At 62.3% G+C, this 14,981-nt stretch carries 9 protein-coding genes; 1 reads left to right on the forward strand and 8 read right to left on the reverse strand.

Features of this window, described 5'->3' with window-relative positions; translation table 11 throughout:
• Positions 1-22: 22 nt before the first annotated feature.
• From LVD11_RS06635 to LVD11_RS06660, 6 genes are all read right to left on the reverse strand, one after another.
• A complete protein-coding gene (locus tag LVD11_RS06635; protein WP_237057372.1) occupies positions 23-2,455 on the reverse strand; it encodes an NHL repeat-containing protein in 2,433 nt (810 codons plus the stop codon).
• Positions 2,456-2,537: 82 nt separating this feature from the next.
• Positions 2,538-3,302: an enoyl-CoA hydratase/isomerase family protein gene (locus tag LVD11_RS06640; RefSeq protein ID WP_237057373.1), complete on the reverse strand. Its 765-nt coding sequence runs from the start codon at positions 3,300-3,302 to the stop codon at positions 2,538-2,540.
• Positions 3,299-3,964: a TetR/AcrR family transcriptional regulator gene (locus LVD11_RS06645; protein WP_237057374.1), complete on the reverse strand. Its 666-nt coding sequence runs from the start codon at positions 3,962-3,964 to the stop codon at positions 3,299-3,301. The genes LVD11_RS06640 and LVD11_RS06645 overlap by 4 nt, the downstream gene beginning before the upstream one ends.
• 318 nt (positions 3,965-4,282) lie before the next feature.
• A complete protein-coding gene (locus LVD11_RS06650; protein ID WP_237057375.1) occupies positions 4,283-5,218 on the reverse strand; it encodes an alpha/beta hydrolase in 936 nt (311 codons plus the stop codon).
• Positions 5,205-6,431 carry an MFS transporter gene (locus LVD11_RS06655; RefSeq protein ID WP_237057376.1) on the reverse strand — a complete coding sequence of 409 codons (1,227 nt, stop codon included), beginning with the start codon at positions 6,429-6,431 and terminating at the stop codon, positions 5,205-5,207. Before LVD11_RS06655 ends, LVD11_RS06650 begins: the two co-directional genes overlap by 14 nt.
• 86 nt (positions 6,432-6,517) lie before the next feature.
• Positions 6,518-9,898 carry a hybrid sensor histidine kinase/response regulator gene (locus tag LVD11_RS06660; RefSeq protein WP_237057377.1) on the reverse strand — a complete coding sequence of 1,127 codons (3,381 nt, stop codon included), beginning with the start codon at positions 9,896-9,898 and terminating at the stop codon, positions 6,518-6,520.
• A gap of 275 nt (positions 9,899-10,173) precedes the next feature.
• Between LVD11_RS06660 and LVD11_RS06665 the strand changes: the two genes are divergently transcribed.
• Positions 10,174-12,360, forward strand: coding sequence for a TonB-dependent receptor (locus LVD11_RS06665; protein ID WP_237057378.1), 2,187 nt, complete (start codon positions 10,174-10,176; stop codon positions 12,358-12,360).
• Positions 12,361-12,862: 502 nt separating this feature from the next.
• Here the strand turns inward: LVD11_RS06665 and LVD11_RS06670 are convergent.
• Together LVD11_RS06670 and pyk are read right to left on the reverse strand one after the other, a co-directional pair.
• A complete protein-coding gene (locus LVD11_RS06670) occupies positions 12,863-13,363 on the reverse strand; it encodes a hypothetical protein (protein ID WP_237057379.1) in 501 nt (166 codons plus the stop codon).
• Positions 13,364-13,457: 94 nt separating this feature from the next.
• The gene (gene pyk / locus LVD11_RS06675; protein WP_237057380.1) at positions 13,458-14,894 is read right to left on the reverse strand and encodes a pyruvate kinase; all 1,437 of its coding nucleotides are present in this window, start codon (positions 14,892-14,894) and stop codon (positions 13,458-13,460) included.
• Positions 14,895-14,981: the final 87 nt, after the last annotated feature.

A 14,981-nucleotide genomic window follows, 5' to 3' on the forward strand; every position in this document is an offset into this window, starting at 1 on the left:
CAACGCGTGCTGCTACACGGACTCAGGGATTGATCTCGCCCCAGCTGAATTTTGTGATGCGATTACTGATCAGCGAGAACACATAAACAGATCCATCACCCGCTGCCACCTGCTCGGCGTCAAACAGGCCCCCAGGGCGGGCGCCCAGAGCACGGTCGAACCAGTGCCCCTGGTAGGCAGGGTTGATGACTCCACTGGCATCAGGATTGTAGGCATCGGGGTTGTTCCAGGCTCGGGCGACCATATTGAAGCCATCAGCAACCAGCAGGGCATCCTGCTGCGCGTCGTAGGCCAGCCCCGCGGGCAGGAAGAGGCGCTGGGGATCGAGAGTATCGGGGTGGTCGTAGGTGCCCCCGCCGAGGCCTATCTGACCAATCAGCGCGCCGTTATCAGGGTTCAGGGCCTGGATACGCTGGTTTCGGCGATCAGTGACATAAACCCGGGCCCCGAGCGCGAGCACGCTGCCAATCTGGTCGAAGGTACCGGCATTGCCCTGCTCAAAGAAATCCGGTCCCAGGCTCCAGGTGGGTCCCAGGTCATTGCCCTTGTTGGCGTCCGCACCGCCCGCGTACCAGTTGCCATTCAGGGTGCCACTTCCGCTGTCGTAATCGAAGCGCCACACATAGTTGTCGAAACTCGAGATAAAAATGCCGTGCTCATCCGGGTTCGGCCCGGTGCGCGCTGATACCGATACCGGATAATTGCTATTACTGGTGCTCAACGCGATGGCAGGCACGGGCAGGCCCGAAGTGCGGTAAGTGAGGTTGAACAGGTCCTGCAGGTTGCCGTTTGCATCATAGATACGCAGGCTGGCATCGCCAGTGTACGGCCATGGCAAGGTGGCATCGGCACCCACCAAAACGGCCACAGCCTCACCGATATTGCTATCAGTAAAGGTGGCGATGCCGGTCACACCGTAGCTGACATTGGTCCCGGGGAAGCGGCCCAGGTAATTGCCGCTGGCGTCGTACATATTGATTCGGGTATTGGGTGTATCACTCACCAACAGGCGATTCTTCGAAGACAGCCACGCCATGCCACTGGACGAATGGAGCTGGCCCGCCAGGGTGCGTGGATGCCCCCAGAACTCGTGGTTGGCCACCCCGCCCACACCCTCGGAAACCGAACAGCGCAGCAGGCTGCTGCCATCGCTGCTGCTCCAGCATTTCTTGATGCGGTTATTCCCGGCGTCGCTCACGAGGTGAACCCTCGCGTCGGGAAAGTAGTAGCCCCAGGCAAAAATATTCTCGCGATAAAAATCACCATTTGGTGCAATTACCGGTACCAGGTCGTTGGGCAACTGGAAGGCCTCATCCTCGGTTATGGATGCCGAACGCATCTCCACCTGATGGATACCCAGCCGGCCGTAAACCCAGGTGGCCTGTGCGTCTGCGCTGTCGCTGGTGCGGTATTGCACCGGGTTCAAATCGGTGGTGCTCGCGAGGTTCGGGAAGCGGATTATGCGACCATTGTATGTATCGCCCACGTACAGGTTGCCCTCCAGGTCCGTGCGCAATCCGCGCGGTCGCTTCAGGTGATCTACATCTCCATCGTCATTACGGAAACGGCCCAGCATGTCGTCCAGTGTTAACAGCCCGCTAGCCGTATTGACGCGAAAGATTTTGATGCGGTTATTGCCGTTGTCCGCCACATAAAGGTAAGTGGCACCATTGTCCGGCGACTGGTAGTAGGTCATGCCCTGTGGGATACGGAAACCATTGAGCTTGGCTGGCTCGCCGGCATAATCGTCGTAGTTACTGGAATCGCTACCGAAGTCCTTATCCACTCCGCGGATAATCGGTCCCGCGCCCACATACTGGCCGCTACCATCCTGGTACCCCAGAGTCTGGAGCAGGCTCACCTGGTAACCGTTGTCCGGGTCAATCCTGAAAGCCTTGACCCGGTGATTGAATTCATCAGATACATAGATGAATCCCTGTGGCGTGATCACCATGTTACGCGGCAAATAGATATCCTCACCACCACCATGACCGGGCTGCCCGAAGGAGGTTACATACTCGAAGTCGCCAGCGGCGCCAGTGACAGTGCGGAAGAAATGGATCTGGTGGCGTCCTACATCGTTTACATACAAGCCAGCAAGCCGGTCGTCCGCCGCCTCGCTTTTGGAGAGAAACGCGAGGCCCAGCGGCGCGCGTATATCCGGGACACTGGAAGCCGGACTATCGGGAGCCAAGGCCATATCGGCATCGTCCAGGGTGCCGACCAGTGCGCCGTTCAGGTTGAGAACCTTGATTTCGTGATTGCCCATGTCAGCTACGTACACGCGTGCGCCGGCAGCGCCCTGAGCCAGGGTATCGCGATCGTAGGTCACGGTAGTGGGAGTATTGAACTGGTATCTCTGGTGAGCAGGCTCGCCAGTGAGTTCCGCTGAGCGGTCCTCATCAGCAAAAGTAATAAAGGCACCGGCGGCGAGGGGCTGGGCCCCGATTATCATAGCCAGGCCCAATCCGCGCAGGGGGGTCATCAATCGCATAGTGCACTCTCATTTATTGTTATCAGTGAGGGTTTTACTACTTCTAGTTGCGACCGAGGAAAGCAGCCATACCCCTATCCGCCTCCTCACTGTCGATCAGTTCCACAAAGTGGCGCAGCTCGGCATCCAGGGCCCGGGCCACGCGGTCCGGATCCGGCCGTGTCAGCTTGAGGGTATTGCGCACACTGCCGGTTTTCGCGGCGCGCAGGCGCCCGACAATTTCGTCCACCTTATCGGTCACCGCACCGTCTTCCGCCAGGTAATTCACCAGGCCCCAGGCCAGGGCCTCTTTGGCCTCAATGCGGCGATTGGTCAGCTGTACGTCCAGCGCCCTGCCACAACCGATGCGTTCGGGCATCAGCACAGTCCAGCCACCATCCGGGCTGAAGCCCACGGCGGTATACCAGGGCGCGAAATGGGCGCGGGACCCGGCCACCACGATGTCGCAGGCCAGCACCAGTCCCAGTGAGCCACCGGTTACCATGCCGTGAACCTCTGCCACCGTTGGCACCGGCAGTCGCAGCAGGTCCAGCATCACGTCATTGAGTGCTCCGACAAGACGCTCCGCGTAGGCGACTCGCTCACTGCGCTGCACATCGTAGAAAGCGGCTACATCACCGCCACTGGAGAAGGAGCGGCCCTCGGCGCGCAGGACCAGTACCGCCGGTTGGTCTTCCCGGCAGCGCGCCAGGGCTCCGCGAATCCCGTCGAGCAACGCCTGCACCAGCGCATTGTGACGCTCCGGCATGTTGAGGGTCAGGACCGCGACATCGTCGGCGAGGCGGTAGTGCACTGGTTCGGTCATCATGTTCTTTCCTCACTGCTATCGGTGGTAAGGCCATTGCGGAGCAGGTCAGAAACCACAGCGACAATGTCCTCGAAGGCTGCCGACTGGTCCCACAGGGCATAGCGCATGCCCAGGAAATTGGACATCCCCATCAGCGCCCATACCCGCACCTCGTTATTGCCGGGACGAATCTCCCCTTTGCCAGTGGCGTTGGCAAGCATGCCCAGATAGCGCTCGCCAAAAGCCTGGTAGTAATCGCGATAGATGGTTTCGTCCACGAACTGGGCTTCCTGCAGTACCCGGTAAAGCGCGGGGTTGGCGCACAGGTACTGGAGAAAGGCACGCAACCCCTTTTCTTCCGCCTGCAGCCGATCGCGGGCATCTGCTGTTTCTGCTTCCAGATGCGCACGCAACTGGCGGCCCATGTGCTGCACCAGCTCTCGCAGGACATCCTCCTTGCCGGCAAAATAGTTGTAGAAGGAACCAAGGGCCACGCCCGCCGTGCGGGTAATGTCAGCAATACTCGAGCGGTGAAAACCGGTGGAGCCGAAAGTTTCCTCCGCGGCCTTGAGAATACGGGCCCGGGTGCGCGCGCCGCGCGCGGTTTTGGGCAGAGCGGGTGCAGCGCTGGCGTTACTGACGTTTCCGGAACGGGTCACGGCTGCGCAGGGAACAGAACTCATGGGCAGATCACTTTATCGTTGTACGCTTCTGAAACCTGAATCACCATTCATGTTAAAGCAGGCGCGGCACCTCGAAACTCATACCTTGGTCATACAGACAAACTGTGCCCAAAGCGGCAGGGAGCCATGGCGTTGGGAAAATCAGGCGCAATCAGGGCATCGCGAGCGGGCAGGCCCGGCTGGAGCCCGGGACGGGGGCGACGGATCGCACGGGTAATCAGAGGCGGGCGAAATAGCGGGCTGGTCAGCTGGGTGACTGGTTGTGACGCTCGAGTAACGGACGGGCACCAGCCCGCCCACCATGCTGCCCGTCTCGACTCAGTCGAGCCCCTGCACGAACTCTGCGGCGTGGCGGTAGAAACGCTGGCAGTCCTCCGGCACCAGGGATTCCATATTCAGGAACGCGTGAATCATGCCATCGAAATGCAGGCATTCCACTGCAATGCCGGCATCTTCGAGGCGCTGCACGTAAGCAACGCCCTCATCCCGCAGGGGGCAGAACTCGGCAGTGACCACCAGGGCCGGAGGTAGGTTCGCGGTGAAATCCCCGTACAGTGGCGAGCACTGGTAGCGGTCCTCAGCGCCCTGGAAGTAATTATCGAAGTACCAGCCGATCTTTTCCTTTTCCAGCAGGTAACCGCTACCGTTCTCCATGATCGAGGCCTGCTGAAGGGTGTAATCCAGGCTGGGATAAACCAGCACCTGGCCGATCACATTATGGCGTTCATGCTGCAGCAGGTGGCACACGCTGGCAGTCATTGCGCCGCCGCCCGAATCCCCCATGAGGATCCAGCGGCCATCGTGGTCTATGCCTTTTTTCTCCAGTGCCGCACCGGCGCCCCGCACAACGGTCAGTAAATCCTCGATTCCCGCCGGATAAGGGTTTTCCGGGGAGAGACGGTAATCAAGGGCAATCACTGCGCGTCCACAGCTGTCAGCAATGCGACGACAGATCGGATCGTACACAGTGACACTGCCGGCCATATGGCCACCACCGTGACTATAGATAATCACCGGGCCTGCCGGGGCACCCTCAGGCCGGTATATCCGCACCGGCACATTGTAGTGCGAGCCGTAGACCAGGGTTTCACACACGTCCATCTGCGGCCCTGGCTCCACGAAGCCACGGGTCAGGTTGGCCAGTCCCTCGCGTGCGGAGATCGGCGTGGGTTCGAAGCCCGCCGCCTTCAGCTGTGCAACCTGGGCATTGAAACCCTGCAGCCACTCCGCCAGTTTTGCATCAAGCTGTCGCACTTTTCTCACCACCCTCTTCACTCGCAGCTTCTGTTTTTTGTTCGGCAGCCGCGCGACCGGATTCCGGCAACAGGAACGAGACTACGAACAGGGAGGCGGAGCAGGCCACGGCGAAGTAAGCCGCCAGCACGGGCGCACCACTGATATCCGCCAGTAAGCCCGCCAGATAAATCAGCACGGTCGCCACGATATAGGAAATCGACCAGAACATGGCGAAGGTGACAGTGATGCGTCCTGGCGTCATACCGGGCAATTCCTGCGGTAATGTCATCAGCGCAGTCATGGGCACAAACATGAAGAAACCGGCCAGCGCGGCCGCCGTATAGGCAACGGCAGGGTTACCGCTGACCAACATCAGCGCGCCAAAGACCGCAAGTCCGAGTCCGGCGTAACGCAGTACCGGCAGGCGCAGGGGAAAACGCCTGGTGACGGTGATACCCGCGACGGTACCCACCATACCCGCCGCGATCAGCACCGCCGACAGGTGGCTGCTGGCCACCGCAAACCCGTCAATCAGCGGAAACAGCGAAAAGGCGGCGATATACCAGGTAAGCACACCGCTGAACGCCAGCGGTAGCCACCAGTTGAAGCCCTCGCGGATACCCTCACGCAAACCGTATTTTTCCACCGGCTTGTCTGCGGCAGGATTGCCGTCGAGGGAAAAATCCTCTGCCGCCAGCCACCACAGCAGGGCCAGCGCACCCATCATAATTCCGTACATACCCACCACGGACTGCCAGCCGCCCAGCCACGCGGTCAGCGCACTGGTGGAGACCAGTGCAATCAGGTTGCCGGTATTAAAGGCGGCCGCATTGATGCCGTTGATCAGCGGACGCTCCTCGGGTGAGAAGTAGTGCAGTACCACCGGACTGAAATAGACGATGGCCAGCGCACCTCCCAGCCCCATTGCCAGGCGCGCGAGCAGCCAGCTGCCGTAATCGCCGGCGAAAGCACCGATACCGCCGACCGCAATCAACAGCATTGCCAGGGTGAAAGCCCGCTTGGCACCAAGCCGTACCAGTACCACAGCCGCCGCCAGGTTACCGATAATCTTGGCCAGGGTAATCATCAGGGTACCCCAGGTGGCATTGGCGAACCCCTCCTCGCCAAAGGATGCCTGGATTTCCGGCGTCAGCATGGCGCCCGAGACCCAGGAAGCAGCAAACAGCGCATAGGCGCTGAACATCAGGATTTCCAGCAGGTATTTTTTCATTATTTTCGGTACCTCGTTATTGTCATCATCGTCCCGGCCGATTACTGGGCTCTTCCGGATAGACTGCGCGCGACACCCGGCCGCCGCTATACGACCTTGGTCGCACGCCCCTCCGCGGCGGTCTCCAACAGGTCGCGCTGGCGCGCCTGCAACAGGGCCCGCAATGCCGCCGGCCGCAGGGGTTTCTGCAGAAACTGCCAGCCGCGCTGGTGGGCTCTGGCCTTGACCGTATCGGTATTCTCAGCCGAGATGATCACGCAGGGTACTGCGGTGCCCCAGTGGCCCATCAGCTCCTGCGCCAGGGCAATCCCGTCGCAGTCGTCATCCAGGTGGAAGTCCATCAGCAGCAGGTCAGGCTGTGCCATGGCCAGCGCCTCTTCGCGTCCGAGCGCACAGCGCAACCTGCACCCCCAGCCACCCAGCAAGGCCTGCATGGCCTCGAGGATTGCCGGCTCGTTGTCCACGCACAGCACATCCAGGTTGAGGGCCTGGCCGGCGGGGCGCGTTGCAGCCGGGATCACCACGCCACTGGTTTCCGGCCGGGCCGTCGGCAGCAGCACCCGGAAAACGCTGCCGCACCCGGGGGCAGAGGTAAGGCTGATGGGGGAGTCCAGCAGCCGACAGAGACGCTCCACCGTGGCGAGGCCCAGGCCATAGCCGTGCTCTCGCTCGACGCCGCCCAGGCGACAGAATTCACGAAAGATATCCCGCTGCTGGGAGACATCGATGCCACTGCCGGTGTCCCAGACCTCAAGCGAAATGCCACTCCCCCGGCGGCGCACGGCCAGCAGCACGCCGCCTTCGCGGGTGTACTTCACTGCGTTGTCGAGCAGGTTCTGCACCACCCGCCGCAGCATTTTCTCATCGGTGCGCACCCAGGCATCGCTGGGGCGGTAGCGCAACTGAATACCACGGGCCTCGGCGGCGAGGCGCGCCTGGGCCACCGCATCGTCGAGGATCCGGTCCAGCGGCACCGGTTGGATCTTCGGGTGAATATCCCCCGCGTCCATCCGTGCGATCTGCAACATATCGGTGATCAACTGTTCCGCTGCGTTCAGGGCGCTGTCGGCCCGGGTCAACAAGCGGCGGCTGTCCTGGTCCAGCTGGCGCGCGGAGAGGGCATCCAGGAACAGGCGGCCGGCATTGAGCGGTTGCACCAGGTCGTGGCTGGCGGCGGCCAGGAAGCGGGTCTTGCCGGCGCTGGCCGCGTGGAGCTCGCTGTTGAGCTGCTCCAGCTCGGCCGTGCGGGCGGTCACCTTATGCTCCAGCGAGTCCCGCACTTCGGTGAGTTCGGCCAGGGCGCTCTGGTAATCGGAGACATCTGTGTAAGTGGTTACGAACCCACCGCCAGGCAGCGGATTGCCACGGATCTCCAGTACGGTGCCATCGGTGCGGTGGCGCTGCACCCGGTAGGCGGTGCCGGCGCGCAGGTGGTCAACCCGCTTTTGCACATGCATATCCACCGCACCGGGACCGCACTCGCCGCGGCTGGCGTTGTAGCGCACCAGCTCCGCCACCGGCTGGCCCACGTAAACCATCTCCCGGGGATAACGGAAGAGTTCCACGTAGCGGCGGTTCCAGGCGACCAGGTTGAGGTTGGCATCCACCACCGAGATGCCCTGGTCAATATTGTCGATACTGCTCTGTAGCAGGCCGCGGCCAAACTGGTAGATTGCCGAGGCCTGCTCCAGGGTCTGGGCACCATCTTCGCTGCCCAGCGGCTGGCGCACCAGGCGCCGGGCGCTGGTGGAACCGACGATCCCCGCCAGGATCTTTTCTACCGTTTCCCGATAAGCATCTGCGGTGGGCTCCGTCAGCCCCGCGCCGGGTGCACCGTTTTCAATACCGCTGAAGGTACGCGCGGCAGCATCGTCACCGACAAACCGCGCCAGCAGGGCCCGCAACCGCTCCCGGTCCACCGGCACCTCGGCGCCGCCGCGGTGCAGTGGCCGCCAGCGATCCAGCAGCACCGACACCAGCAGCAACACCAGCATATTCAGACCCAGGCCAAACAGGGCGGCAACGGACAGCGGGCTCCAGGCCAGTCCCAGCGTCCCGGACACCAGGTCGTCGCCGCCCAGGGCGGCCGGCAGCGCCGACAGGGACCACACCGTCGCGCCGACCGCCAGGCCGGCCACCACGCCGCCGGCGCGCAGGCGCGGCCAGTGCCCCGGCCAGCACACCGCCGCCAGCATGGACGGCGCCAGCTGTGCCACCAACGCCAGGGACAACAGTCCAAAGGTACCCAGGCGCACACCCGCATCCATGACCTCATTGAAGCCGAAGGCGGCCAGCATGATTGCTGCAATGATCACCCGCCGCACCCGTCGCAGGTCAGAGCCCAGGGCGCCCTGGGCGGCGCTACCCGGCCGCGCCCGCAGGCGTTGCAGCCAGAACGGCACCACCAGGGTATTGGCGATCATGGTGGACAGGGCGATAGTGGCAATGATCACCATGCTGGAACCAGCCGAAAGCCCACCCACGAACGCGAACAGGGCCAGCGCCGGCGAGCCGCTTTCCAGGGGAATCCCCAGTACAAAGCGCTCCGGATTGGCCTGGTGATCCGGGAGCCATAGCAGGCCGCCGTAACCCACCACCAGGATGGCGGCAGACAGGACTCCCAGGTAGAGCGGGATCAGCTTGCGTACCGGCCCGATATCCCGCTCGCTGTCACTCTCGATCATCAGGATATGGAACTGCCGCGGCAGGCAGAACATGGCCGCCATGCCCAGCACCACGACGGCGAGAAACCCGGTGTCCGCCGGTCGCTGGCTCTCCAGGCGCGCCGCCCGCTCACTGGTCAGGGCCTCGCGCACCAGGTCCGCCGCCCCGTCGTAGGCACCGCCCAGCACAAACCAGGCCACCGCTGCAATCGCGCCAATCTTTACCAGGGCCTCGAAGGCGACGGCCAGTAACATGCCATTGCGGTGCTCACTGCTGTTGATATGGCGGGTACCAAACAACAGGGCGAAGGCACCCAGGGTGACACTGACCAGTCCGGTGACCAGGGAGGAATTGAGCTCCCCGGTGTCCCCCAGGAACAGGAAGCTGTCCGCAACGGCACGCAACTGCAAGGCGAGGTAGGGCAGAATAGCCACCAGGGCGAGCACGGCGACTGCCGCCGCGAGCCAGGCCGAACCGCCGAACTGGGCGCTGATGAAATCGGCGATGGAGGTGGAGCCCTGCTGCTTGGAAAGACGCACAAAGCGGGCCAGCAGCGGCGCACCGAAGACCAGCATCAGGGTGGCGCCAACAAAGGTGGGCGGCACCAGCCACCCCTCTTCAACCGCCTGCGCCGGCGTGCCGAAAAACATCCAGGCACTGGTATAGGTTCCGGCCAGGGCGAGCATAACCGGTTTGAACGGGCGGATACGCGCTGCCGGCAGGCGGTCCCCCCAGAAGGCGATGGCGAACAGTAGCAGCAGGTAGGCCAGGGCCACGGCCGCAAGTGTGGTCAGGCTAAACAAACGCGCACACCTACTCGTTTTTGTTTATTTTTATCAACTGCCCACGCTGGGACGGGCAGCCGCCACCGGCGAGGTGCCAGGAAAGGAAAACGTCCGTGAGATCCCCGGACATCACCTCGTGCCGGTAGCATCAAACCTTACCCCAGCCAGTGACAGTTGTCCTCCACCCCGGGCTGTAAACGCGTCATACCTTGGTCTAGCAGGCAAGCGGACCGCGAGCGGATACAGTGGGACCATCGATAAAAACCATAAATTGGTGAATGGAGAGTGCCACGATGAGAGCAATAAAATTCCACCCCCTGGCGGCCGGCGTGATGCTGGCCTGCGGCGCCACCTTCAGTTACGCCCAACAGCCGGCGCTGGAAGAAGTTACCGTAACCGCGCAGAAGCGCGAGCAGTCCCTGCAGGAAGTGCCGGTGGCGGTGACCGCGATCAGCGAAGATGCCCTGATGCAGAGCGGCGTCAGTGACCTGACCGATGTACAGAAGTTATCCCCCAACACCACCCTGCAGGCGAGCCGCGGCACCAACTCCACCCTGACTGCATTTATTCGTGGCATAGGCCAGCAGGACCCACTGTGGGGCTTCGAGCCGGGTGTTGGTATCTATGTCGATGATGTGTACCTGGCCCGCCCGCAGGGCGCAGTGCTGGACATCCTCGACGTCCAGCGTGTGGAAGTGCTGCGCGGCCCGCAGGGTACCCTGTACGGCAAGAACACCATCGGCGGCGCGGTCAAGTATGTGACCAAGAAGATGACTGGTGACCCCAACCTCCGGGTCAGCGGCGCCCTGGGCAGCTACAGCCAGAACGACCTGAAAGTGGCCGGCTCCACCGCTATCGCCGACGGGGTCTACCTGGGCGGCGCCATCGCCAGCTTCCAGCGCGACGGCTACGGCGAGAATGTGCGTACCGGCGAAGAGCAGTACAACAAGGACGTGGTCAGCGCTCGCGTCGCGCTGGAATTCAACCCGTCGGATGAGCTCTGGGTACGTGTTGCTGCAGACCAGACCACTGACAAGTCTGCTCCCAAGCATGGTCACCGCTTCGACCCGGGGCTGGGCGGCGAGCCGGTACTGGACAGCGTTTACGACACCCAGTCGAACATGCTGTACGACAACCTGGTGGAGACCAGCGGCATGTCCGTGACTGCCGAGTGGGATGTCTCCCCGAGCATCACCCTGAAGTCCACCACCGCCTACCGCCAGGGGGAGACTGAAACCGCAATCGATTTCGACAGTGTCAATCGCCCCGACTTCGACGTGCCGGCCTACTACGAGGACGACCAGACCACCCAGGAATTCCAGCTCAACTGGACCGGTACCAACGCCGACCTGGTCACCGGCCTCTACTACTACTCCGGGACTGCCGCCGGCGCCTTCGACGCCGTGCTGGGCTACCTGACCAATGTCATTGGGGTTCCCCTGACCCAAAACGTGGCCGGTTCCGTGGATACCGACAGTCTGTCGGCCTATGCCCACTACAACTGGAGCTTTGCCCCGGACTGGAACCTGAGCCTCGGCGGTCGCTACACCCGGGACGAGAAGGCAGCCGACGTCTTCAAGGCCAACTACATAGGCCTTTATAGCCCCACCTTCCAGGACAAGTACTATCCGGAAGGCTCAGAATCCATGCTTGCTGCGGTGCTGACCGACTACAGCAACAGCGACAGCTGGGGCCAGTTCACCCCCCATGTGGGCCTGGATTACCAGGTTAACGATGATGTAATGGTGTACGCCGGTTACAGCGCCGGTTTCAAGAGCGGCGGCTTCGACATGCGTGGTGACGCCAGTGCCCTGCCTTCTACGGTAGACGGCTACGACCCGGAAGTTGTGGACACCTACGAGTTCGGCGTTAAGTCTGACCTGTTCAACAACCGCCTGCGCCTGAACGCGGCCGCCTTCCGCGCCGACTACCAGGACATGCAGGTATCCGTGCAACAGCTTGTCGAGAGTGGCGGCTTTGCCAGCGCTATCCTGAACGCCGGTGAATCCCGCATCCAGGGTGTGGAACTGGAAGCGACCCTGGCCGTGACCGACAACCTGATGGCCAACCTGGCCCTGGGCTACGCCGATACCGAATTCCTGGAATTCATCACCGGCGGTGTCGATGTCTCTGATGAGCGCGACCTGCAGAACACGCCGGACACCACCGCCATGTTCCAGCTGAATTACTCGCTGCCGTTCCAGAGTGGTGCGGAACTGGTCATCAACCCGACCATATCCTACCGCGCGGACACCCAGATCTTCGAAACCCCCAGCCGCCTCGACCAGGAGGCCTACACCCTGGTGGATATGACAGCGACCTACTACAGCCCGGACAGCAGCTGGCAGCTGGGCCTGGTGGGCAAAAACCTGGCCGATGAGGAATATCGCATTGCCGGTTACGCGTTTGGCGGGCCTTTCGATACCGGCTTCTACGGTGCACCGCGCACCATCGCCCTCACCGGCAGCTACAACTTCTAAAGTTTCCTCTCACAGGAACTGTTCTCTCGGGGGAGCCGGATTGCTCCCCAAGCTCCTTGAGCATACGACTTGCCGCGTTCCAACCGGACCGCGGCTTTTTTGTTTGTGTCCATAACAGGTGACGGGAAAGGGCTGCGCCTCGGGGGATTCCATCACGGAAGGGTTTCAGTCAAATCTGGTGGGGGTTGAACATGCGGCGCAGCATTGTACAAATTGGCGCGCAATCCGCCACGGTGACACCTGTTTCCCCTAGGCTGTCAGGAGATACATTGTTTTTCCGACTGAACATCTCAAACATGAGGTATCTGCGGTGCAGAAATTAGGTTGTATTCTGCTTGCAGCGGCCTTGGCGACAGGAGTTGCCGGTTGTGCCAACACAACCGCGCCCGAGGGAGTCCCCAGAGCACTGAGCCTGAACGGCCAGAAGTTTCACTGTGAGGAGCAGGAGCTGGAAACCAAGACACTGGTACGCTGCGTACGCTCCTGAACCAATGCCACCGGGCTACTGGTCCGGCTGGCATTTCATGCCCACCAGGAATACCGGCAGCTTGCGCTTGCCCGCGTAGCCGATAAAGCCACCCGGTTCCTTGAGGAAAAAAAACCAGCCGGCCCGGTCATTGCGACAGGCAAACACCTTGGTGCCGACCAGTTTCTGCCAGTGCCCGGGCCCCGCCAGCTGGAGGATGTCACGGGCGCGCTCCTCGCTGTCAATTTTCCTGGCGATGCCGGAACACTGGTCAAAGATCGGCTTGCCATCGAAGAGCACCTGGGTTTGCTCACTGTACAGGTTGCGCAGCTGGAAGCGGCTGCCCTCGCGAAAAAACGCGGCGGCGAGCCGTCTCCGGGATGCGTCACTGGCGATAGTGCCCACCGCAGGGTCGCCCTGGCAGGAAAGCGAGGTAATGGCAGCCGGCTCCGCAATCGGCGCACTGGAGGAGGCGCAGCCCCCCATTATCGCTGCCAGGGCCAGGATACCGGTCCGTAAAAGATTTTTGTTCAGCATTGCCGCATCAATTTCTGGTGATTGCCCGGTCACCCGCAACTATACGATTTTCACCGATGCGAGTGAAAGGCGCCCACGGCTCCGCAAGGCCCGGTCAGTCCACCCGCACAATGCGCAGGGTATCGGTGCCGCCGCCGATATCCTGGTGATAGCCTCGAGAGACCAGGGCAAATTCACCCTGTTGCAGGAAACCGCGCTGCTGCAGGTGACGGATTGCCTGTTCGTCCCGGGCCACCGCATCCAGCCCCTCGACCGGCATGTACACCGGGTCCACTCCCCTGTACAGGGCCACCCGGTTGCAGGCGGACTGGTGCCGGCAAAATGCAAAGATCGGAATATCGGCGCGGGCACGGGACATCAGCAACGCGGTATTGCCGGTTTCGGTCTGGCAGATGATCGCCTTGATATCCCGACAGTGGTTGGCAATGGTCATGGCCGCCAGGGCAATGCACTCATCACCCGCCGGATAGTTGTCCTGCATGGCTCGCGGTGGCCGGCGGAATACCCGGTGCTTCTCCGCCCCGAGAATCACTTCCGCCATATGCTCGACAGTGTCCACCGGATAGTCGCCCGCGGCAGTCTCCGCCGACAACATCACCGCGTCGGTGCCGTCGAGTACCGCATTGGCCACATCGCAGACCTCCGCGCGGGTTGGCACCGGACTGGAAATCATGGATTCCATCATCTGGGTGGCGGTAATCACGACCCGGTTAAGGCAGCGGGCGCGCCGGATCAGGTACTTCTGCACCCCCATCAATTCGGCATCGCCAATCTCTACCGCCAGGTCACCCCGGGCCACCATCACTGCATCGCTCGCCAGTATCAGGCGATCCAGGTTCGCCTCATCTGCCACCGCCTCCGCCCGCTCGATCTTGGCGACAATATGGGCCTGGCCACCGGCGGTGCGCAGGAGCCGGCGTGCCTGCTCCACATCGGCCGCCTCGCGGGGAAAGGACACCGCCAGGTAATCCAGGTCCAGCTGCGCCGCCAGCTCGATGTCCCGGCGGTCCTTGTCAGTCAGTGCGGGGGCGGTCAGGCCTCCGCCGAGTTTATTGATGCCCTTGTTATTCGACAGCCAGCCGCCGATCTCCACACGGGTGTGTACAACATTGTCGACCACCGATTGCACGGCCAGGCGCAGCCGCCCGTCATCCAGCAAGAGGATGTCACCGGGCGCGCAGTCCGCCGCCAGCGCCCGGTAGTCCACGGCGACGCCTTCACCGTTGCCACCATCGGCCCGCCATTCCGGGTCCAGGGTGAATGCGGCGCCTTTTTCCAGGTATGCGCGTCCCTCGCTGAAGCGGCCGACGCGAATCTTGGGCCCCTGCAGGTCACCGAGGATCGCCACATGCCGCCCCTGCCGGCAGGCCTCCTCCCTGACCTCGGCGGCGCGACGGCGATGGTCACCGTCCTGGCCGTGGGAAAAATTGAGGCGCACGGTATCCACACCCGCGGCGATCAGGCGCGCGAGCACGTCGGCCTTGTCGCTCGCAGGGCCCAGGGTCGCGACAATTTTGGTACGTCTGAACATGGCGAGGCCAGGATCCCTTGGTTCCAGTTCCATTCCAGGTAGCGGGTGTGACACCCCGTAAGCATAGCTTGTCGCCTAAATCATCCG

Origin of the sequence: Microbulbifer sediminum (assembly GCF_021729035.1) — a bacterium.
Classification (GTDB): domain Bacteria; phylum Pseudomonadota; class Gammaproteobacteria; order Pseudomonadales; family Cellvibrionaceae; genus Microbulbifer; species Microbulbifer sediminum.